At 72.1% G+C, this 21,180-nt stretch carries 22 protein-coding genes; 11 read left to right on the forward strand and 11 right to left on the reverse strand.

Translation table 11 applies throughout. The features are described 5' to 3' along the window. Positions 1–13: 13 nt before the first annotated feature. Together ABZ321_RS28175 and ABZ321_RS28180 are read left to right on the forward strand one after the other, a co-directional pair. Positions 14–436 carry a helix-turn-helix transcriptional regulator gene (locus ABZ321_RS28175; protein WP_344499190.1) on the forward strand — a complete coding sequence of 141 codons (423 nt, stop codon included), beginning with the start codon at positions 14–16 and terminating at the stop codon, positions 434–436. A gap of 108 nt (positions 437–544) precedes the next feature. Then, complete coding sequence (locus ABZ321_RS28180) at positions 545–967, forward strand: VOC family protein (protein ID WP_354896561.1); 423 nt, start codon at positions 545–547, stop codon at positions 965–967. An 862-nt stretch (positions 968–1,829) separates the two neighbouring features. On the opposite strand, the gene ABZ321_RS28185 is transcribed toward ABZ321_RS28180, so the two are convergent. Next, complete coding sequence (locus ABZ321_RS28185) at positions 1,830–1,964, reverse strand: hypothetical protein (RefSeq protein WP_354896563.1); 135 nt, start codon at positions 1,962–1,964, stop codon at positions 1,830–1,832. 49 nt (positions 1,965–2,013) lie between these two features. Then, the gene (locus ABZ321_RS28190; protein WP_344499184.1) at positions 2,014–2,484 is read right to left on the reverse strand and encodes an ATP-binding protein; all 471 of its coding nucleotides are present in this window, start codon (positions 2,482–2,484) and stop codon (positions 2,014–2,016) included. Between the two features lie 138 nt (positions 2,485–2,622). Between ABZ321_RS28190 and ABZ321_RS28195 the strand changes: the two genes are divergently transcribed. Together ABZ321_RS28195 and ABZ321_RS28200 are read left to right on the forward strand one after the other, a co-directional pair. Beyond that, positions 2,623–3,204, forward strand: a complete 582-nt coding sequence (locus ABZ321_RS28195) for a DUF1275 family protein (RefSeq protein ID WP_354896566.1) — start codon at positions 2,623–2,625, stop codon at positions 3,202–3,204. Between the two features lie 101 nt (positions 3,205–3,305). Next, on the forward strand, positions 3,306–4,175 hold the full coding sequence (locus ABZ321_RS28200; protein WP_344499180.1) for an NAD(+)/NADH kinase: 870 nt from the start codon (positions 3,306–3,308) through the stop codon (positions 4,173–4,175). 1 nt (position 4,176) lies between these two features. Here the strand turns inward: ABZ321_RS28200 and ABZ321_RS28205 are convergent, their stop codons facing one another. The 3 genes from ABZ321_RS28205 to ABZ321_RS28215 are packed head-to-tail and all read right to left on the reverse strand — an operon-like array spanning position 4,177 to position 6,622. Next, a complete protein-coding gene (locus ABZ321_RS28205; RefSeq protein ID WP_354896569.1) occupies positions 4,177–4,935 on the reverse strand; it encodes a maleylpyruvate isomerase family mycothiol-dependent enzyme in 759 nt (252 codons plus the stop codon). A gap of 31 nt (positions 4,936–4,966) precedes the next feature. Then, complete coding sequence (locus ABZ321_RS28210) at positions 4,967–6,298, reverse strand: condensation domain-containing protein (protein ID WP_354896572.1); 1,332 nt, start codon at positions 6,296–6,298, stop codon at positions 4,967–4,969. 33 nt (positions 6,299–6,331) lie between these two features. Then, entirely contained in the window at positions 6,332–6,622 is a 291-nt protein-coding gene (locus ABZ321_RS28215) for a UBP-type zinc finger domain-containing protein (protein ID WP_344499174.1), read from the reverse strand. A 54-nt stretch (positions 6,623–6,676) separates the two neighbouring features. On the opposite strand from ABZ321_RS28215, the gene ABZ321_RS28220 reads away from it, so the two are divergent. Then, positions 6,677–8,329: an FAD-dependent oxidoreductase gene (locus ABZ321_RS28220; protein ID WP_354896575.1), complete on the forward strand. Its 1,653-nt coding sequence runs from the start codon at positions 6,677–6,679 to the stop codon at positions 8,327–8,329. A gap of 85 nt (positions 8,330–8,414) precedes the next feature. Then, the gene (locus tag ABZ321_RS28225; protein WP_354896578.1) at positions 8,415–9,845 is read left to right on the forward strand and encodes an ATP-binding protein; all 1,431 of its coding nucleotides are present in this window, start codon (positions 8,415–8,417) and stop codon (positions 9,843–9,845) included. Here the strand turns inward: ABZ321_RS28225 and ABZ321_RS28230 are convergent. Beyond that, entirely contained in the window at positions 9,780–11,027 is a 1,248-nt protein-coding gene (locus tag ABZ321_RS28230) for an MFS transporter (RefSeq protein WP_354896581.1), read from the reverse strand. The genes ABZ321_RS28225 and ABZ321_RS28230 overlap by 66 nt on opposite strands. Positions 11,028–11,124: 97 nt before the next feature. On the opposite strand from ABZ321_RS28230, the gene ABZ321_RS28235 reads away from it, so the two are divergent. The 5 genes from ABZ321_RS28235 (at position 11,125) to dinB (ending at position 15,406) form a co-directional block, all read left to right on the forward strand. Further along, positions 11,125–11,961: a hypothetical protein gene (locus tag ABZ321_RS28235; RefSeq protein WP_354896584.1), complete on the forward strand. Its 837-nt coding sequence runs from the start codon at positions 11,125–11,127 to the stop codon at positions 11,959–11,961. Positions 11,962–12,094: 133 nt separating this feature from the next. After that, positions 12,095–12,970 carry a hypothetical protein gene (locus ABZ321_RS28240; protein WP_344499164.1) on the forward strand — a complete coding sequence of 292 codons (876 nt, stop codon included), beginning with the start codon at positions 12,095–12,097 and terminating at the stop codon, positions 12,968–12,970. Next, complete coding sequence (locus tag ABZ321_RS28245) at positions 12,957–13,403, forward strand: hypothetical protein (protein ID WP_354896587.1); 447 nt, start codon at positions 12,957–12,959, stop codon at positions 13,401–13,403. The genes ABZ321_RS28240 and ABZ321_RS28245 overlap by 14 nt, the downstream gene beginning before the upstream one ends. Then, the gene (locus ABZ321_RS28250) at positions 13,403–13,750 is read left to right on the forward strand and encodes a hypothetical protein (RefSeq protein ID WP_344499160.1); all 348 of its coding nucleotides are present in this window, start codon (positions 13,403–13,405) and stop codon (positions 13,748–13,750) included. The genes ABZ321_RS28245 and ABZ321_RS28250 overlap by 1 nt, the downstream gene beginning before the upstream one ends. A gap of 465 nt (positions 13,751–14,215) precedes the next feature. Continuing rightward, complete coding sequence (gene dinB / locus ABZ321_RS28255; protein WP_354896590.1) at positions 14,216–15,406, forward strand: DNA polymerase IV; 1,191 nt, start codon at positions 14,216–14,218, stop codon at positions 15,404–15,406. Position 15,407: 1 nt separating this feature from the next. Here the strand turns inward: dinB and ABZ321_RS28260 are convergent, their stop codons facing one another. Genes ABZ321_RS28260 through ABZ321_RS28280 form a run of 5 tightly spaced genes read right to left on the reverse strand, consistent with a single transcriptional unit; the run spans position 15,408 to position 21,077 of the window. Beyond that, the gene (locus tag ABZ321_RS28260; RefSeq protein WP_344499156.1) at positions 15,408–16,802 is read right to left on the reverse strand and encodes a GH1 family beta-glucosidase; all 1,395 of its coding nucleotides are present in this window, start codon (positions 16,800–16,802) and stop codon (positions 15,408–15,410) included. A gap of 46 nt (positions 16,803–16,848) precedes the next feature. Continuing rightward, positions 16,849–17,862, reverse strand: a complete 1,014-nt coding sequence (locus ABZ321_RS28265) for an ABC transporter ATP-binding protein (RefSeq protein WP_344499154.1) — start codon at positions 17,860–17,862, stop codon at positions 16,849–16,851. Next, on the reverse strand, positions 17,859–18,965 hold the full coding sequence (locus tag ABZ321_RS28270) for an ABC transporter permease (RefSeq protein WP_354896594.1): 1,107 nt from the start codon (positions 18,963–18,965) through the stop codon (positions 17,859–17,861). The genes ABZ321_RS28265 and ABZ321_RS28270 overlap by 4 nt, the downstream gene beginning before the upstream one ends. Before the next feature lies 1 nt (position 18,966). Beyond that, a complete protein-coding gene (locus ABZ321_RS28275) occupies positions 18,967–19,947 on the reverse strand; it encodes an ABC transporter permease (protein WP_344499150.1) in 981 nt (326 codons plus the stop codon). Then, a complete protein-coding gene (locus ABZ321_RS28280) occupies positions 19,944–21,077 on the reverse strand; it encodes an ABC transporter ATP-binding protein (protein ID WP_344499148.1) in 1,134 nt (377 codons plus the stop codon). The genes ABZ321_RS28275 and ABZ321_RS28280 overlap by 4 nt, the downstream gene beginning before the upstream one ends. Positions 21,078–21,180 lie beyond the last annotated feature (103 nt).

Here is a 21,180-nt window from a genome sequence, read left to right on the forward strand (position 1 = left end):
CACGATTCCGGGCGTGACCGGCAGACCCCCATCGCCGCAGCAGCTCAGCGACCTGGTCCGGCTGCGCCGCGTCCGCGACCGCATCGACCGTGACTACGCGCAGCCGCTCGACGTCGAGGCCCTCGCCCGCGGCGTCCACATGTCGGCGGGCCACCTCAGCCGCGAGTTCCGCGCCGCGTACGGCGAGTCGCCGTACAGCTACCTGATGACCCGCCGGATCGAACGCGCGATGTCGATGCTGCGCCGCGGCGACCTCAGCGTCACCGAGGTGTGTTTCGCCGTCGGCTGCTCGTCGCTGGGCACGTTCAGCACCCGGTTCACCGAGCTGGTCGGGATGCCGCCGAGCGCCTACCGGGCCCGCGCCGCTTCGACCACGGACGGCATGTCCCCGTGCGTCGCGAAGCAGGCGACCCGTCCGGTCCGCCATCCTTCTTGATTCCCGACCAGGTTCTTGATTCCTGACCAGGGCCGCCGCTCCGGCGGTCTCGCATCTGGTCAGGAATCAAGAAGCAGACGCATCCCGTTCTCACATAGCGTGACCGGTATGGACATCGTCATTCACTCATCGTTCCTGCCGCACACCGACCCGGACGCGTCCCTGACCTTCTACCGCGACGTCCTCGGCTTCGAGGTCCGCGGCGACACCGGCTACGAGGGCATGCGCTGGATCACCGTCGGCCCCGCCGGCCAGCCCGGCACGTCGCTCGTCCTGGAGCCCGTCGCGGTCCCCGGCAGCGGCGTCACCGACGACGAGCGCCGCACCATCACCGAGATGATGGCCAAGGGCACGTACTCCGGCGTGAACCTCGCCACCGACGACCTCGACAGCCTGTTCGAACGCCTCCAGAAGCACGACGCCGACATCATCCAGGAGCCGACCGACCAGCACTGGGGCGTCCGCGACTGCGCCGTCCGCGACCCCGCCGGCAACCTCATCCGCATCCAGCAACTGAGCCACCCCGCGTGACCCACCACTCTTACACTTGGTGACGCGGGTGCTACGCTCTCGAAGATCAATTAGGTGGTATGCGTTACGGTGCTTAGTGAAGCGGTCGGCGCCGCTCCGGTAGCGCCATCCACCAACGCCTAGACGTGCCACCACCCGCCCCCGACCCCGTGACCGCCGCCGACGTGCCGCCCGCCCTCGCGCATCACGCGCGCGTCCAGCAGCGGGGCTGCATCCCACGTCCCGCAGTGGGGCAACACCAGCCCCGCGTCTGGACTATCCGCAGCACCTCCGGGCTACTCGCGGACCTCGTCACGGCTCGTCGCGAGCACGGTCGGGCGGCGGCATACGGTGCGGGATCCGTCTCGTGCTGGCCAACGAGCACGGGGCGCCCGCCGCCGGCCGTGCGCGTGATGCGCGGGGCCGGTGACACGGAGCGATGCGTGGGGCCGGTGACACGGAGCGCGAATCGGGTCGCGGGCACTTCCGGGCGGCGGGCCGCGTCGGCGGCGGTCACGGGTCGGGGCCGGCGTGGCACAGCCGGGCGGATCGGACCCGGCCTGACGCGGCTGGATCTGGGTGGTGAACAGCATGCGGCTGGGTCTAGTTGGTCAGCAGCACCGCTGACCTCGCGCCGATGGTCCACCGCCGGGGTGGCCACAGCCTGGAGGATCAGGCCGCCGCGGCAGCCAGGGCGCCCGGCGCGACGCGGCCGAGCCGGGTGGTCAGTCAGCGGCGTTGCCAGATCTTGGCGTCAGTGGTCCAGCCCCGGGGCGTTGCCAGATCTTGGCGTCAGTGGTCCGGCGCCGGGCGGTCCCGGGCTGGAGGATCAGGCCGTCCACGGCGGCCCGGGTGCCCGGCGCGACGCGGCCGATCTGGGTGCTCAGCGGCGTTGCCGGACCTCAGCGCCGGCGGTCCACCACAGCGTGGTCGCGACCTGGAGGATCAGGCCGTCCGCGGCGGCCCGGGTGCCCGGCGCGACGTGGCTGATCAGGGCGGGCCCGGCATTGCTTGGCACGCCGGCGAGCGGGGGTGGGGCCGGGGTGGCGCGGCTGGGGCGGGGTTGGTCAGCGGCGTTGCCAGATCTCGGCGTCGGCGGTCCAGCGCAGGGTGGTCACGGTTCGGAGGATCAGGCCGCCGGCGGTGGCTGGGGTGAGGTACAGCTCGTCGGCGAGGGCGCGGATGATGTGCAGGCCGCGGCCGTGCTCGTCGAGGACGGCGAAGTCGGTGGCGGCGAGCTCGGTTGTGGTCATCTCCGTGGCGAGGACGAGGCGGCCCGGGTCGATGACGGAGCCGTCGTTCACGACGTGGATCACGCAGCGGACGTCGGTGACCTCGATGCTGATCTCGTAGTCGTCGATGTCGCGGGCGTGTTCGATGACGTTGGCGCAGGCCTCGGTGAGGATCAGGCCGATGTCGTCGCGGCAGGTGGGTTCGACGCCGAGGGTCCGCAGCGCCTGGTCGAGCAGGCGGCGGGCCATGGGCACCGTCGCGGCGTCCCGCGGGAGATGCAGTGCGAGTCGCAGCGCGATCGACACGTGGTTGTCGCCTCCTTCCGAGTGGTCGTTCCCAGCGACCGTACCCTCAGCACCACAGGTTTCATGTTTGTCACACAGCAAGAATCCTCACCCGGTACGGGTGAGGGTGGGTCGCGCGGATCTGGGAACGGGTCGGCAATGCGGCGAACACAGTGGTTGCTGGCCCTCTCGGTCGGGTACGTCGACGGCATCTGCCTGCTGTTTCTCGGCGGTGTGTTCGGTGGCGTCGTGGCCGGCAACCTGGTCGTCCTGGGCGTGGCGGGGGTGCAGCGGCTGCCGGAGACGGCGCTTCGGGTGGGGCTGTCCGTGGCCGTGTACGGCGGGACCGCGCTGCTCGCCCGGCGGGTCGCCCCGAGCCGCTGCCTCGTCGGGGCGCTGCTCGCGCTCTGCACGCTCTGCGGCGGCTGGATGGTCGCCGCGCACGACCCACGCGGCCTCACCCAGCTGCCGCTGCTCGCCCTCGCCGCCATCGCCGCGGCCCTGCAGCACACCGCGACCCGCGAGCCCGGGGACACCCCGGTGGTGGCCGTCCAGCAGCTGCTGCCCCTCGGCTGCATCCCGGTCGGGGCATTGGGAGCCGGGCTGCTGCTGGAGCACGTACCGTGGATCGGCCCCCTACCGGCCGTGCTGCTCGTCGCCGCCGCCCTCGTGGTGGGGTCGCTGCGGACCCGGACGGAGACCACCGCACCCGCCGCACATCGCGAGCCCGCCAGGCTCTGACCGCCGCACCCGCCGCACCCGCCGCGCATCGCGAGCCCGCCCCGCCGCGCCCGCCGGGCATCGCGAGCCCGCCAGGCTGTGACCGGCCGTACAGTTGCGGCATGGGCATGGTGCACACGGTCGGGCTGGTCCTGCACCCCCGCCGCGACTCGAAGCCGGCGATCGACGCCATCATCGACTGGGCGAAGACCCGGGAGGCGACGGTCCTCGGGCTGCCCGACGAGGTCGACCGCATCGACTGCACCGCCGTCGCGGTCGACGCCGACGAGCTGGTCAGCCGGGCGTCGCTGGTCGTGAGCCTCGGCGGCGACGGCACGATGCTGCGCAGCATGCGGCTGCTGTCCGGCAAGCCGACGCCCGTGCTGGGGGTCAACCTGGGGCGGCTCGGGTTTCTCGCGGAGGTCGCCGTCGAGGACCTGCCGGCGGCGCTGAGCTCGATCGACGCCCACCGGTACACCGTGGAGCCGCGCATGGCGATCCGCACCCGGCTGCCCGACGGCACGGACGTCACCGCCTTCAACGACATCGCGCTGGTGCGGGTGCCGGGGCAGGGCCTCGCCGCGGTCGGCATCTCGATGCAGGGCTACCCGTTCGTGCGGTACTCCGCGGACGCGCTCATCGTCGCCACGCCGACCGGGTCGACCGCTTACAGCTTCTCCGCCGGCGGGCCGATCGTCTCGCCCAACGTCGAGGGCATCCTGGTCGTGCCGGCGGCGGCGCACTCCGCGTTCAACCGGGCGATGGTCCTCTCGCCCGACGAGGACCTCGACCTGGAGCTGCTGCCGACCAGCGGCCGGCTGGTGGTGGAGGTCGACGGCATCCTCGGCGGCGAGCTGCAGGCCGGCGACATGCTCACGGTGTCGGCGGTCCCGTCCGCGGCGAAGGTGGTGCGCCTCGGGTACACCACGTTCTACGAACGGGCCCGCCGCAAGCTGCGGGTCAACGGCAGCCTGGAGGTGGAGGAGCCGTAGCTCATCCGAAGGCGATGTGATCCAGCCAGTGGCGCAGCACCCGGGCGTCGCCGTCGATCGCCAGACCGTCGGCGTCGCGGCGCCGGTACACCAGCAGCAACAGCTCCTGGACCGGCGCCCGGACGGTGACGGCCGCGGGTCCGCCGCCGCGGCGCCAGGTGTTGACGTCCCCGGTCAGGTCGACGAACCACGCCGCGGGCAGGTCGTCCGCGCTCAGCGCCAGCGTGCGGCCGGGGCCGAGGACAGCCCGCTTGCCGGGGGTGAGGTCGAAGTGGATCGGGTGCGCGTCGAGCGCCATCCACTCGTCGAGCGCGTCGGCGGCGACGTCCGCCGACACCGCGAACGGCACCGCGGCGGCCAGGGTCGCGTCGGCCCGGTGCATGAGCGTCTCGTGGGCGAAGCGGCGCGCCCAGAAGGGCATGCCGCCCAGGTCGAACGGGGTCCACACCGGCGCGTCCGGGCCGGCCTCGCGCAGCGCGCCGGCGAGCTCGCGGGCGCCGTCGAGCAGCCACGCCGCCGGGACGGGTCCGGTGTCGTCGCCGGCGACGTCGCGGACGATGCCGTCGGGCAGGAACCCGGTCGCCCTGGTCCGGACGATCTCGGTGGCCCACCGGTGCCCGCCGCCGATGTGCCGCAGCAGCGCGCCCAGGGTCCAGCCGGGGCACGACGGCACGGGCGCGGTCAGGGACGCGCCGTGCAGGCCGTCGACGAGCAGCTCGGTCTGGGCGACGATCCACCCGCAGTGGTCCTCGAAACGCATGGTTCTCCTCGGGTACGCGACGGTGACGCTGTCACGAGGAGGTCGGAGCCACCACGGCTTCCTCGACATGCGGCACGTCCGAAGACCCAGAAGACTCGGAAGACCCGGACGATTCAGAAGACGACGACGCCGCGGCGACCGCGATCGACTCCATCGCCCACAGCAGCGCCTCGGCCTCGGAAGGGGCCATGAGGTGGCTGTCGACGTACATCGTGATCTCCACCGCCTCGTCGGAGCCGTCGACGCTCAGGAACAGCGCCGAGGACGGCTCGTCGGAGCGGTCGACCCAGGCGAACTCGCTGCGCTCCGGGCGGGGCACGTCCTGCAGCTCGCCGCCGAGGCGCCGGTCGTTGAGGCTGACGTCCAGGGAGAACTGCGGCCCCCGGTCGGCGACCACGCCCGCGATCACCGCGTTGAGGTCGTGCCGGTTGTAGTAGGCGTGCTTGTACGCGGTGAGCGCGGCCCGGCGGGTGCGGTCCAGCACGTCGGTGAAGCCGCCGGCGGTGTCGATGACGCACAGCCCCATCTGCGAGACGGGGGCGACGACGCCGGCCAGCCCGGCCCGGTAGCGGTTGCTCGAGATCAGCCGCAGCGGCACCACGGTGACGCCGGTGACCTGGGCGAACGCGATGGCGAACGCGGCCGGCAGGGCGGGCGCCGGCTCGACGCCGGCCCGCAGCGCCGCCGTGCGCAGCGCCGCCGGCAGGACCGTGGAGTGCAGGACGCCGGTCCAGTGCCGCGGGGTGCGCACGTCGCGGGACGGGGCGAGGCCCGGGTCGGGGATGGCGCGCAGGTGGGTGTCCCAGTGCCGCAGCGAGGCCGCGTTCTGCCGTACGCCGGCCGGTGACGCCTGCCGCCGGGCCTGCTCGAGCGCGGAGTGCCCCTCGACGGGGGTGTCGGTGCGGGCGTCGGTCTCGGTCATCATCCGCACCGCGCCGGCGCCGTCCATGACGAGGTGCGACATGATCAGGACCACGTGGGAGCACACGCCGGCGGTGCGGACGACGGCCATGCGGACCGGCCACTCGTGGACGTGGTCGAAGGGGACGGCGCGGAACCGGGCCTCGACCCCGGCCGGGTCGGCGTCGTCGAGGACCTCGAGGTCGATCGCGCCGGCGCCGTGCACGACCTGGTGCGGCGGCCCGTCGCCGGCGAAGACCAGCCGCGTGCGCATGCTCTCGTAGCGGCTCATCAGGTACTGCAGCTCGCCGGCGACGTCGTCGGTCGTGGTCCCGGGCGGCAGCGGCCGGGTCCCGCCCATCGCCAGGGAGTGCCCGAGCGTGGTCATCTTGAGCCAGATGTCCAGCTGCCCCCAGGACAGCGGTCCGGTGCCCGCGCCGCCGCCTTCGAACGTCACCCGCATCCACTTACTTTAGGACGCGGAAAAAACGCCGGTCTATGGGTGGGACCGCGACGGCAGGCCGTCGACCTTGAGCAGGGCGTCGTCGGCGTAGCACCACACCCACTCCTCACCCGGCTCGAAGGACTGGACCAGCGGGTGACCGCCGGTGTGGTAGTGCGCGGTGGCGTGCTTCGCGGGTGACGAGTCGCAGCAGCCGACGTGCCCGCACGTCAGGCACAGCCGCAGGTGCACCCAGCGGCCGCCGACGGCGAGGCAGTCCTCGCAGCCGTCCGCGCTGGGCTGGACGTCGTGGATCTGGTCGAGGTGCTCACACGGGTTGCTCACGGAGCACACAGTATCCAATGGGCGATCGAGGAAACCCGTGGTTGGATTGGGTCCATGGCCAAGCCAGCGATCTTGACCGTGGACGACGATCCCGCGGTGTCCCGGGCGGTCGCCCGTGATCTCCGGAAGCAGTACGCCGAGGACTACCGCATCATCCGCGCCGACTCCGGTCAGGAGGCCCTGGACGCGCTCAAGGAGCTGAAGCTGCGCGGCGAGCAGGTCGCGGTGCTGCTCGCCGACTACCGCATGCCGAACATGACCGGCCTGCAGTTCCTCGAGGCCGCGATGGACCTGTTCCCGCGCGCCCGGCGGGTGCTGCTGACCGCGTACGCCGACACCGACGCCGCGATCCAGGCGATCAACGTCGTCGACCTCGACCACTACCTGCTCAAGCCGTGGCACCCGCCGGAGGAGAAGCTGTACCCGGTGATCGACGCCATGCTCGAGGCGTGGAAGGCCGCCCCCGACCGGCCGGTCGCCGACGTGAAGGTCGTCGGGCACCGGTGGTCGGCGCCGTCGTTCAAGGTGCGGGACTTCCTGGCCCGCAACATGGTGTCGTACCGCTGGTACACCACCGACGACGACGAAGGGCAGCGGCTGCTGACGGCGGCCGGGCTGACCGAGGCCGACGTCCCGCTCGTCGTCACCCAGGAGGGCAAGACCCTGGTCGCGCCGGGTGAGGCCGAGCTGGCGGTGCAGGTGGGCCTGACCACGACGCCCGCGTCCGACTTCTACGACCTCGTCGTCGTCGGCGGCGGGCCCGCCGGTCTCGGCGCGGCCGTCTACGGCGCCTCCGAGGGGCTGCGCACCGTGCTGCTGGAGGAGCGGGCGACGGGCGGGCAGGCCGGGCAGAGCAGCCGGATCGAGAACTACCTCGGCTTCCCCGACGGCGTGTCCGGCGCGCAGCTCACCGACCGGGCCCGCCGGCAGGCGGTGAAGTTCGGCGCCGAGCTGCTCACCGCGTGCAAGGTCACCCGCCTGGCGGTGCAGGGCTCGGCGCGGGTCCTGCACTTCGAGGACGGCACGACGATCGCGGCGCACAGCGTCATCCTGGCCACCGGGGTCGCGTACCGGCGGCTGCGCGCACCGGGTCTGGAGCAGTTCCACGGCCGGGGCGTCTACTACGGCTCCGCGTCGACGGAGGCGCCGAGCTGCTCCGACCAGGACGTCTACATCGTCGGCGGGGCCAACTCGGCCGGGCAGGCCGCGATGTTCTTCAGCCGGTACGCGCGCCGCGTCCACCTCGTCATCCGCGCCCCCAACCTGGACGCGTCGATGTCGCGGTACCTGATCGAGCAGATCGCGGCGGTCCCGACGATCGAGGTCCACCCGTGCACGGAGATCGTCGGCGCCGACGGCGACGAGCACCTGGAGCGGCTCACGCTGCGGCCGGTCGACGGCGGCGCCGAGCGGACCGTCGACAGCTCCTGGCTCTTCATCTTCATCGGCGCGGAGCCCCGCACCGACTGGCTGGAGGGCGTGGTGCAGCGCGACGCCCGCGGGTTCGTGCTGACCGGGCCGGACGTCGCCGCGAGCGGCGACCATCTGGCGCTCGGCCGTGACCCCTATCACCTGGAGTCGAGCGTCCCGGGAGTGTTCGCCGCGGGTGACGTGCGCGCAGACTCGGTGAAGAGGGTCGCATCGGCGGTCGGCGAAGGCGCGATGGCGGTCTCACTGGTGCACCGGTACTTGGTGGAGGGGCAATGAGCAGGCCGGAGCGCAGCGGAGTGGCTGCTCATCATGGGCGCAGGTTCGGCTCAGTCCGGCGCCGGAGCGCAGCGGAGGTGACGGAATGAGCCGACGGCTTACCCAGGAAGAGCTCCGCGGGCTGTTCCTCTTCGAGGCGCTCGACGACGAGCAGCTGGACTGGCTCGCCGCCCGCGGCACCGCGGTGCGCTACGAGTCCGGGCGGCCGGTGTACCAGGAGGGCGAGCCGGCGACCTGCTTCGTGGTGCTGCTGTCCGGCACCGTGAGCCTCAGCCGGAACGTGCACGGCGACGACATCGAGCTCAGCCGCACCGACCAGGTCGGCGTCTACGGCGGCGCCACGCAGGCGTACCTCGGCGACCGGGTCCCGCAGGTCTACAACAACACGATGCACGCGATCACCGACTCCGAGATGTACGAGCTGCCCGCCGTCGAGCTCGGCGCCGCGATGCGCGAGTGGTTCCCGATGGCGATGCACCTGCTCGAGGGCCTGTTCTTCGGCATGCGCAACGTCAACAACGCGGCCGCCGAGCGGGAGCGGCTCCTCGCCCTCGGCGCGTTGTCCGCCGGCCTGACCCACGAGCTCAACAACCCGGCCGCGGCGGCCGTGCGCGCCACCGCTGTCCTGCGTGACCGGGTCGCCGGCATGCGGCACAAGCTCGCGATGATCGCCGACGGCCGGCTCGACGGCCAGCAGCTGCACAGCCTCGTCGAGCTGCAGGAGCGCGCCGTCAAGCTGGCCGCGACCGCCCCGAAGCGCTCCGCCCTGGACGCCAGCGACGCCGAGGACGCCGTCGGCGACTGGCTCGACGAGCGCGGCGTCAACGGCGCCTGGGACCTCGCCCCGACCCTGGTCGCCGGCGGTGTCGACGTGCCGTGGCTGGAGGACGTGAAGGTCTGCGTCGGCAAGCTCGACCTCGAGCCGGCCGTGCGCTGGCTCGTCTACACCATCGAGACCGAGCTGCTGATGGGCGAGATCGACGACGCCGTCACCCGCATCTCCGGTCTCGTCAACGCGGCGAAGCAGTACTCGCAGCTGGACCGCGGGCCGTTCCAGGTCGCCGACGTGCACGAGCTGCTCGACGCGACCCTCATCATGCTCAACGCGAAGATCTCCAAGCAGGGGGTCAAGGTCGTCACCCGCTACGACCGGGACCTGCCGCCGATCCCCGCGTACGCCGCCGAGCTCAACCAGGTGTGGACCAACCTCATCGACAACGCGGTCTCAGCCATGCACGGCGACGGCACCCTCACCATCACCACGTCCCGCGACGGCGACTGCCTGGCGGTCGAGTTCGCCGACACCGGCACCGGCATCCCCGCCGAGGTCCGGCCGCGCATCTTCGAACCGTTCTTCACCACCAAACCGGTCGGTGAGGGCACGGGGCTCGGGCTGGACATCTCGTACCGCATCGTGGTGAAGAAGCACCACGGCGACATCCGGGTCACGTCAAGCCCCGGCGACACCCGTTTCCTCGTCCTGCTGCCGCTGACCGAGCCCGCCCCCACCGCCTGACGCCGGTCGCCGCGGCTCGCCCGGCGCGGTCACGGTGCGGTGGGTCAGCAGCGTGACCGCCGCCGCGGCCACCGCACCGGCGAGGGCCACCGCGACCGCCGCCCGGGCCGACGCGCCGTCGACGGCCGCACCCGCGAGCGCGCTGCCGAGGGCCGCCCCGGCCGCCGTCGCCGTGCTCGTCCACATGCGGGCCTCGGTGCCGGTGCCCGGCGGGGCGGCCAGGTCGGTCAGCTCGTAGGCGAGCGCGTTCAACGGCGCGAGGGGCGCCCCGGCCAGGACGAACAGCCCCGCCAGCCACCAGAGGCCGGCGGGGAGCAGCAGCGGCGCCAGTACCAGCGCCATCGCGGCCGACAGCAGGGTGAACCTCGCCGGCGTCACGTGCGGCCCGAGGCTGCCCAGCAGGCTGCCCGCCGCGAACCCGCCGAGCAGCACCCCCGCGAACCCGGCCCGCCCGCCGGCGGTGGCGAACGCGGCCGCCGCCACCTGCACCGCGCCGATCGCGACGCCGAGCGCCGCCCGCGAGCCGACCAGCGACAGCACCGCCGGGGCCAGCAGCGGCCCGAGGACGCCCGCCCGGGCCGCGCGCGGCGCCGGCCGCCACGCCCGGGCCGGCGGCAGCAGCGCGAACCCCGCCGTCGCCACGACCGCGAGGCCCGCCGTCAGCACCAGCCCGAGCGCGGGCCGCCCGACCGCGACGACCGCGCCCGCCACGACCGGCCCGGCGATGAACCCGACCTCCAGCAGCGCGCTCTCCAGGCGGTACGACGCCCGCAGCTGCGCGCCCTCGCCCAGCATCGCGATCCAGATGCCGCGCATGCACGCCGCGACCGGTGGCCGTGCCGCGCCCGCGACGCCGGCGAGCGCGGCGAGGACCCACAGCGGCGCCGACGGCCGGGCCGCCACGCCGAGCAGGGACCCCCCGTGCAGGGCCGCGGTCACGAGCAGCACCGGTGTCTGGCCGGTCCGGTCGACGAGCCGCCCGACGATCGGCGCCGCGGCGGCGGTACCGACGGCGAACACACCGGCGACGAACCCTGCCGCGCCGAAAGACCCCCGCTCGTGCTGCAGCAGCAGGACCAGCGCGAGGGCGACCGCCCCGGCCGACAACCGGGTGAGCAGGTTCGTGACCGCCAGGGCCGTCGCGAACGGCCGCCGCAGCACCGCCGCCCAGAGTCGTAGCACCCGGCAGTTCTACGCGACCGGCACCGCAACCCGCACGCGCTTTTTCCGGGTGTCCGTGTATGGTGCGAGCGCCGTTCGTCGATCGGGGAGATCAAGTATGGACACGCCGGAACCCGCACCGAGGTCGCGTCGCGGATGGGTCGACTGGGTCACCAAGCTCGCCGGTGCGCTCACCCTCGGGGCGCTGGGCGCTGGCCTCGGCGGCTGGCTCGCCTGGCAGGTGTCCGACGACCTGCCCGCCGACCGGTTCGCGCTGGAGACCGTCCAGCCGCTCGTGCCGGGCACCCGCCTGCACGCCCCGGACCGGCGGCACGAGCCACCGTTCGGCTACGACCCGCCGTACGAGGGCGTGCAGGCGCTGCTGTTCGGCGGCGACGACTACAACGGCGGCTACATCGTGTACCACGTCGACCCTCCGGCGCAGAACGTCACGGGCGCGATCGGCGTCGCCCGGGAGGCGCTCGTCAAGGACCACTACTGGAAGGTCGACACCCGCGCCCCGGACCTGCCCGGCCAGGCCGAGGGCGTCACCGCGGTCAGCCGCCACCTGGTCGTGCAGGTGTACCAGGAAGGGGCCGGCGGGCTCGTCCTGGAGATCGGCCGGCGGGAGCCGTCGGTGGTCGCCCCGCTGGTCGCCCTCTTCGGCCTGGTCGGGTTCGCCCTCGGCTGGGTCGGGATGCGCCGGGCCATGGGCAGCGGCCGGGTGGCGGCCGGGACCGCCTGGGCCGGCGTCGGGTTCCTGGCGCCGTGCACCCTGCTGACGTACGCGGTCGTCGCCACGATGTACCTGGCGCCGGTCACCGAGCCGATCGCGTCCTGGGACGCCTACACCGGCATCGGTTTCCGCCTCCTGGCCAACATCGGGGTCCTGCTGCTGCTCGCCGCCACGGCCGTGTGGTTTTCGGATTCGCGGCGCCGCCTTCCGCTGCCCTGACCGCGTGGTCTTCGCTCGATTCGCGGGTGTCGCTGGCCGTTCCGGCAGGGCGGGCCGCACCTTCGGCGACTGGCAACGCCGGTGAACGCCCGGCTACGGTGAGCGTCCGCTGTTGCCTCCATGGATGGATGCTGTGACCGCTCCCGCGGAACGACCCGTGCTCTCCCCTGAAGTCGCCGGGCGCGCGCCGACGACCGTGACCCTCGCGAACGGGTTCTCCCGGATCAGTTCGCCGGTCACGATCCTCGTCGCCGGGGCGCCCGGAGCGGGCAAGGACATGCTCTGCGACTCGTGGACGACGGCGCAGCGGGGCAGTCCCGACCCGACCGAGATGAGCGACGACCGCGAGGACATGAACTTCGTCGTCGCGCGGTCCCGGACCATGTGGTTCCCGAAGCGGACCAAGGTCACCCTGACCATCGTGCCCGGCCAGGCGAGCCGCGAGCGGACCAGGACCTTCGGCGACCGGCTCATGCCCGGGCACACGACGATGGGCGCGGTCTACGTGACCTGCTGGGGGCACAACGAGATCTGGGACACCCGCGGCGACGCCGCCCTGGTCCGCAAGGTGCTGCGCACGACCGCCGGCAGCCCCGGTCACCGGCTCGCCGAGGACCACCTGAAGAAGCTGCGGGAGCTGCTGCTCAAGCGTGAGGAGCAGGACCTGGAGGACGCGCTGCAACGCCTCGCGGCGTCCTGGGTCCGCAACCCGGCCGGTGGCCGGCCGCGGTTCCTCATGGTCGCCGTCAACAAGGCCGACCTCTTCTGGTCGCGGGTCGACGAGGCGCTGGAGTACTACCGGACGTCGGCGTTCGGGCGGCGGCTGGCGGCGTTCGGCCGCCGGTTCGGCCTCGAGGTCGACGTCGTCGCGGTGAGCACCGGACCGCAGCGCTGGGACCCCGACCCGCTGCTGGCCTGCAGCGTGGAGCCGGAGCTGGAGCCGGCCGACTCACTGGTCCTGCTGACCGAGTTCTTCGCCCGTCTGGAGGCGCACTGTGGCGTTCGGTGAGGCCGGCTCCCGGGAACCCACCGGCGCCGAGTTCGAGGAGTACCTGGCCACCGCCGAGCGTCTCCTGCGTGACTCGGACGCCCTGCGCCGCCGGGGCGCGACCGCCCGGATCGCGGGGTCCGCGGCGTCCATCCTGCTGCTGCCGGTGGTGGTCGCCGTCGCCATGGCGGCACGGACGGACGCCGTGAGCCTGGTCGTCACCGCGCTGGTGTGGCTCGGCGCCTCCGTCGCCGCCACGCGGGTGGTGCAGCAGATGGTCGTGGCCACCGCCCGGGAGCAGCTCTCCCGCGACTCCGAGGCCGCGGCCCGGATCGCCCGGCTGCTCAGCGACGTGTTGCCGATCATCGCGGAGGACGAGGGCTGGACCCACATCCGCGTACGGGTGGCGGAGAGCCGGCTGGCCCGCCTGCCGCTGGGCGTGGAGGACCGCTGATGAAGGGCCCCTCACCGGAAGCCGTCGGCCGGGCCGCCGACTGGTCGGCGGTCCTCGCCATCGTGGTCACCGGGTCGGTCTTCGTGCTGAAGCACTTCGGCCCCTGGGACCCTGACACCGACGCCGGGGACCTGCTGCTCGTCGGCATCTGCGCGACGATCCTGGGCATTCGTGTCGTCTGGCGCCTCCTCAGCCCGGTCTCCGACGACGGCGTGCACTTCGAGACCGGCGGCGGCCGGAGCTGGCTGTTCCTGGCCCTGTTCGCCGGCGCGCTGATGGCCGCCGGCGGGGTGGTCGCCGTGGTGTGGGCATTGATCGCCGGAAAACAGGGCGGCCCACCCGCGTAGCCCCCGGCTCGCGATTCATCGCCCGGCTCGTCGAGTCGGCGCGTCGCGAGCTGATCTGAGGGCCGACGAGCGGACTGCGCCGGCGCGCCGAGTTCTGCTGCTGGACGCGCGCGTGATGCGCGGGGGCGGGCGGCACGTCGGCGGCGGTCACGGGGTCGGGGGTGGGTGGTGGCACGTCTAGGCGTTGGTGGATGGCGCTACCGGAGCGGCGCCGACCGCTTCACTAAGCACCGTAACGCATACCACCTAATTGATCTTCGCAGGCGTAGCACCCGCGTCACCAAGTGTAAGGGTTGCGGGTCAGGCAGAGTCGCGGACGCCCAAGTGCTGGCCGGTCGACTCCTTGGTGCGCGCCCTCGACCATAAGGGTGTGTGTGCACGGTGCTGGGCATCGGTGGCCCGCGACCCCGGCTCGAGGATGGCGATCCTTGCCCTGGCAAGGGGCGGTCATGCGAACATATGTTCGTGTCCGACGGGGCCTCGATCCTGCACGCTGACCTGGACGCGTTCTACGCGTCGGTGGAGCAGCGCGACGACCCGCGCCTGCGGGGGCGGCCGGTGATCGTCGGTGGCGGGGTGGTGCTCGCGTGCAGCTACGAGGCGAAGCGGCGCGGGGTGCGCACGGCGATGGGTGGGCGGCAGGCGCGGCAGCTGTGCCCGGAGGCGGTCGTCGTGCCGCCGCGGATGCGGGCGTACTCGGAGGCCAGCCGGCGGGTGTTCGAGGTGTTCCGGGACACGACGCCGGTCGTGGAGGGGATCTCGATCGACGAGGCGTTCCTCGACGTGCGGGGGCTGTGGCGGATCGCGGGGACGCCGCGGCGGATCGCCGAGAAGCTGCGGGCCGACGTGCTGCGGGAGGTCGGGCTGCCGATCACGGTCGGGGTGGCGCGGACGAAGTTCCTGGCGAAGGTGGCCAGCGGGGTCGCCAAGCCCGACGGGCTGCTGGTCGTGGAGCCCGCCGACGAGCTCACGTTCCTGCACGCGCTGCCCGTGCAGCGGCTGTGGGGCGTCGGGGCCGTCACGGCGGCGAAGCTGCACGCGCACCGGGTCATGACGGTGGGGCAGGTCGCCCGGCTCGGTGAGGCGACCCTGGTGTCGATGCTCGGTGAGGGCACGGGGCGGCACCTGCACGCCCTCGCGCACAACCGGGACCCGCGGCCGGTGCAGACCAACCGGCGCCGCCGGTCGATGGGGGCGCAGCGGGCCCTCGGCCGCGGGCCGCACCAGCCGGCATTCGTCGACGCGGTCCTCGCGGAGCTGGTCGACCGGGTCTGCCGGCGCCTCCGGGCCGCCGAGCGGGGCGGTCGCACGGTCGTGCTGCGGATGCGGTTCGCGGACTTCACGAAGGCGACGCGTTCGCACACCCTGGCGAAGGAGACGTGGCACACCGCGACGATTCTGGGCGCCGTACAGATGCTGCATCACAAAGAAGCGTCGCTGATCGCGAACCGGGGGCTGACGCTCATCGGCATCGCCGTCGCGAACCTGGACGGGGACGGTGCCGTGCAGCTGGAGCTGCCGCTGCGGGCGCACACCGGCGGCGAGCTGGACCAGGCGATGGACCAGGTCCGGGACCGGTTCGGCTCGGCGGCGCTGACGAGGGCGTCGCTGCTGGGCCGGCAGCAGGGGCCCACAACTCCCCTGCTGCCGGACTAGCTCAGCCGCGCAACGCCTTGATGGTGTCGCGGTACCAGTGCGCGGACTGCTTCGGGGTGCGCTCCTGCGTGTCGTAGTCGACGTAGACGATGCCGAAGCGCTTGTCGTAGCCGTAGGCCCACTCGAAGTTGTCCATGAGCGACCACGCGAAGTAGCCGCGGATGTCCGCGCCCTGCTGGCGGGCCACGGCGACCGCGCCGATGTGGGAGTCGAAGTAGGCGACCCGGTCGTCGTCGCGGACGAAGCCGGTCTCGTCGGGCTCGTCGTAGAAGGCGGAGCCGTTCTCGGTGACGAAGATCGGCAGCCGGTAGTCCTCCCACAGGCGCACGAGGAGCTGGGTGAAGCCCTCGGGGACGATCTCCCAGCCCATCGCGGTGATCGGGCGGCCGGTCGGGATGGGGCGGCTGACGGGCAGGCCGGTGGCGTCGTGGGTGTTGCCGTCCTCGTCGACGCCGGAGACCGTCTCGCTGAAGTAGTAGTTGACGCCCAGGACGTCCAGCGGCGTCTTGATGACCTCGAGGTCGCCGTCCTGCACGGGCAGCTCGATGCCCTGCGCGGCGAGGTCCGCGACGAGGTCCGCCGGGTACCGGCCGTGCACGAGCGGGTCGAGGTAGATGCGGGTGCTGAGCGCGTCGCTGCGCCGGGCGGCGTCGCGGTCGGCGGCGCTGTCGGTTTCGGGGGTGCTGACGCCCATGTTGAGCGTGATGCCGAACTCGTGGTGCGGGGCCGCCGCCGCCTTCATGCGCTGGGTCGCGAGGCCGTGACCGAGCAGGAGGTGGTGCACGGCGTGCATGCTGGCGGCGAAGTCGCGCCGGCCGGGGGCGTGCACGCCGTAGGCGTAGCCGAGCATCGCGGAGCACCACGGCTCGTTGAGCGTCGTCCACGTCTTGACGCGGTCCTTGAGCGCGTCGAAGACGAGCATGCTGTAGTCCGCGAAGCGGTAGGCGGTGTCGCGGACGGGCCAGCCGCCCGCGTCCTCCAGCTCCTGCGGCAGGTCCCAGTGGTACAGGGTGATCCACGGCTCGACGCCGTTGGCGAGCAGCTCGTCGGTGAGCCGGTCGTAGAAGCCGAGCCCGGCCGGGTTGACCGGGCCGCGGCCGCGGGGCTGGACCCGCGGCCACGCCACGGAGAACCGGTAGAGGTCGACGCCGAGGTCGCGGATCAGCGCGACGTCCTGCGGCATGCGGTGGTAGTGGTCGCAGGCGACCTCGCCGGTGTCTCCCTTGTCGATCGCGTCGGGCACCTCGCAGAACGTGTCCCAGATGGACCGGGTCCGCCCGTCCTCGTCGACCGCGCCCTCGATCTGGTAGGCCGAGGTCGCCACTCCCCAACGGAAGGAAGGCGGGAGTGTGGCGATCGGGTTCTGCACATCGAGGGGTGTCGCGGTCGTGTCCATGGTTCTCCTGTTTGCAGTTACTGGGACGGTGTGCCCGTTGGCAGGCTCAGCCGGCGGTGACCGGATGCAGCCAGCAGGCGACGGTGCGGGGCTCACCGACGTGATCGTCGGGCTTGCCCAGGATCGGAATCTTGGTCGGGCACGGCTCGAACGCCTTCGGGCAGCGCGGGTGGAACGCGCAACCGGACGGCATGCCGCGCAGGTCGGGCGGCGAGCCGGGGATGCCGGCCAGCTCCCGCCGTTCGCCGCGCAGCGCCGGGAACGAGCGCAGCAGCCCGGCGCTGTACGGGTGCTTCGGGTCGCGGTAGATCGCCGCCGAAGGCGCCTCTTCCACGATCCGACCGCCGTACATGATCGCGATCCGGTCGGAGAACTCGACCAGCAGCGACAGGTCGTGCGTGATGAACAGGACGGAGAAGCCGAGCCGCTCGCGCAGCTCGACGAGCTGGCCGAGGATCTGCCGCTGCATGACGACGTCGAGCGCGGTGGTCGGCTCGTCCATGATGACCAGCTGCGGTTCCAGGGCGAGCGCCATGCCGATCATGACGCGCTGGCGCATGCCGCCGGACAGCTGGTGCGGGTACGCGTCGAGCCGGTCCTCGGCGATGCCGACGAGCCGCAGCAGCTCCTTGGCCCGCGCGACCCGGGCCGCCTTGGTGGAGCTCGGGTCGTGCGCCTTGATCGCGTCCATCAGGCCGACGGAGATCTTGTGCACCGGGTTGAGCGAGTTCATCGCGCCCTGGAACACGATCGACGTCTCCGCCCACCGGTACTTGCGCAGCTCCTCGTTGGAGAGGTTCAGCACGTCGTACGGGTCGCCGGTCGGCGGGTGGTAGATGACGGAGCCGTTGGCGACGACGCCGGGCGGCGGGAGCAGCCGGGTGACGCCGTAGGCGAGGGTCGACTTGCCGCTGCCGCTCTCGCCGGCGAGGCCGACGACCTCGCCGCGGTGGATGGTGAGGCTGACGTCGCGGACCGCCTTGACCCCCTCCTCGCCGAGACCGTAGTCGACGTCGAGGTTCTTGATCTCCAGCAGCGGCCGGGTCAGGGTGCGGGTCATGGCTTCGCTCCATACTCCACCGAGCCGACGGCGTCGTCCTGGTCGTCGGTCGGGCCGGCCTGCTTGGTCTGGTGCTTGATCTCGATCTCAGGGGTGGTGTCGACGCGGCCGCGGATGACGGGCGTGAACCCGACCCGCATGGTGACCTTGTCGCCGTTGGGGGCGCGCCGGGAGCCCGCGCCGGAGGTGCGCAGGCGGGGGCTGACGAACTCGTCGATGCCGAAGTTGATCAGGCTGAGCGCGGTGCCGAGGAACGCGATGGCCAGACCGGCCGGCACGAACCACCACCAGGCGCCCTGCGCGAGGGCCTGCTGGCCCTGCGCCCAGAACAGGATCGTGCCCCAGTTCCAGGTCGACACCGACGAGATGCCGATGAACGCGAGGGTGATCTCGGACATGACGGCGAAGATGACGGTGCCGACGAAGCTGGACGCGATGATCGCGGTCAGGTTCGGCAGGATCTCGAACAGCACGATCCGCCAGGTCTTCTCGCCGGTCGCGCGGGACGCCTCGACGTAGTCCCGCCGTCTCAGCGACAGGGTCTGTGCTCGTAGGACCCGGGCGCCGTACGCCCAGGACGTACACCCGATGACCAGCGCCACGACGATGTCGCCGGCGTTGGTGATGGTGGACGTGACGATGATGATCAGCGGCAGGCCGGGGATGACCAGGAAGACGTTGGACACCGCGGAGAGGCTCTCGTCGGCGGCGCCGCCGAGGTAGCCGGACGTGACGCCGATGAGCACCGACAGGACCGTCGCGACGATGCCGGCGATCGCGCCGACCACGACGACGCCGCGGGCGCCGACGAGGATCTGGCTGAAGATGTCCTTGCCGAGGTGGTCGGTGCCGAACCAGTGCGAGCCGGACGGCGCCTGCAGCTTGTCGGCCGTGATGAGGTCCGGGTCGTACGGCGAGATCCACGGCCCGATGATCGCGATGAGCACGTAGATGCCGAGCACGATGAGGCCGGTCGCGGCCTTGCCGTTGGCGATGAACCGGAACCGCTTGCGCTTCGCCTTCGAGGCCGGCTTCACGCTCGGCTGGGCCATCGAACCCTGGCCCGGGATCACCTGCTCGATGCTGGACGGGGTGACGGTCATCTCAACCACTCTTTCGGGTGCGCGGGTCGAGCAGCAGGTAGGCCACGTCGGCCAGCAGGTTGGCCACCAGCACCGAGATCGTGATGACCAGGAAGATGCCCTGCATCAGCGGGTAGTCGTAGGCCTGGACACCCTGGAAGAGCTGGTAACCCACACCCGGGTAGGAGAACACGATCTCCACCAGGAGGGTGCCGCCGACGATGTAGCCCAGCGACAGCGCGAAGCCGGACACGTTGGGCAGCAGCGCGTTGCGGGCGGCGTAGCTGAAGGCGACCCGCTTGTCGGACAGGCCCTTGGCGTGCGCGACGGTGATGTAGTCCTCCGAGGAGACGGTGACCATCATGTTGCGCATGCCGAGGATCCAGCCGCTCATCGAGGAGATGAGGATCGTCGCCGCGGGCAGGATGCTGTGGTTGAGCGCGCTGCCGATGAAGTACTGGTCGAACGCCGGCACCAGGCCGGGGGTGAAGCCGCCGGACGACGGGAACCAGCTGCCGGGGCCGGCGAGCAGGGCGATCGCGACGAGACCGAGCCAGAAGTACGGCACCGAGGACAGGAACGTGGTCGCCGGCAGCAGGCTGTCGATCCACGAGCCGCGCTTCCAGCCGGCGCCGACGCCCAGCGCGGTGCCGATGATGAAGCTCAGGATCGTGGTGATGCCGACCAGGCCGATCGTCCACGGCAGGCTCTGGCCGATGACCTCGGACACCGACGTCGGGTAGAACGTGAACGACAGGCCGAGGTCACCGTGCAGCAGCTGCTTCCAGTAGCCGATGTACTGCTCCCAGAGGCTCTGGTCCTTGTCGAGGCCGAACAGCACCTTGATGGACTGGATCGCGTCGCTGGACAGCCGGCCCTGGTTCTTGGAGATCAGGGCGCTGACCGGGTCGCCGGGCATGACCCGCGGGATGAAGAAGTTGAGGGTGATCGCCGCCCACGCCGTGAACAGGTAGAAGGCGAAGCGTTGCAGCAGGAACTTCATCGTGCCTCCTCCGTCAGCGTCAGAGCCGGCGGCGTGGGGATGGCGGCGCTGCCGTTGGCAGCGGAGCCGATGCCTTCTTTGGCGACGGTGTCCGCGTCGTACAGCCAGCAGGCGGCCCAGTGCCCGTCGCGGTCACCGATCTCCAGCCGCGGCGGCAGGTCGACCTTGCAGCGGGGCATGGCGTGCGGGCAGCGGGGGTTGAAGCGGCAGCCGGCGGGGGGCCGGATCAGGCTCGGCGGCTCGCCGTTGCCCCGGTCCATGGTCGCCGGGTCGGCGATGCCTTCGATGCGGTCCGGGTCGGGCGCGGACTCGATCAGCAGCCGCGTGTACGGGTGCGCGGGGTTCTGCGTGACGGTCTCGCTGTCGCCGCCCTCGACCATCCGGCCGGCGTACATGACCATGGTCTCGTCGGCGAAGTAGCGGGCCGAGGCGATGTCGTGCGTGATGTACAGGATGGCGAGGTTGAGCCGTTCCTTCAGGTCACGCAGCAGGTTGAGGATGCCGAGGCGGATCGACACGTCGAGCATGGAGACCGGCTCGTCGGCGAGCAGGGCCTCGGGGTCGGCGCCGAGGGCGCGGGCGATCGCGACGCGCTGGCGCTGGCCGCCGGACAGCTCGTGCGGGAACTTGTCGATGTAGCGCTCGGGCGGGGTGAGGCTGACCCGGGTCAGCAGGTTCGCGAGGGCTTCCTCGAGCTCGGCCGCGGTCTTGCCGGCGTTGCCGTGGATCTTCAGCGACCGGGTGAGGTGGTAGCGGACCGTGTGCACCGGGTTGAGCGAACCGAACGGGTCCTGGAAGATGAGCTGCACGCGCTTGACGTAGTTCCGGAAGCGCCTGCCCCCGTTGACCTTGGTCGACGTGCCGTGCAGGAGGATGTCGCCGCCGGTGCGCGGGTAGAGCTGCGCGAGCAGCCGGGCGACTGTGGACTTGCCGGAGCCGGACTCGCCGACCAGTGCCGTGACTCTGCCCCGTCGCAGAGTGAAGGAGACGTCGTCCACCGCGTGGACGGCTGCCTTGGTGCCGGAGAAAAGGTCACGCATTCGCCTGCGGACGGGGAAATGCTTGGTCAGGCCGACAGCCTCCAGCACCACCTCGCCGACCGGCGCCGCCGTGCTTTCGCTCAACGTCATGCCGATGTTCCTGTCTTGGGGTGTCGTCACGGGGTGGCGCGGTCGACGACCTCCACGTCCCGGCCGAGGCCGGCCACCTGCTCCCGGGTGGCCGACTGGCTGC

The organism is Dactylosporangium sp. NPDC006015 (assembly GCF_040614215.1).
Classification (GTDB): Bacteria; Actinomycetota; Actinomycetes; order Mycobacteriales; family Micromonosporaceae; genus Dactylosporangium; species Dactylosporangium maewongense.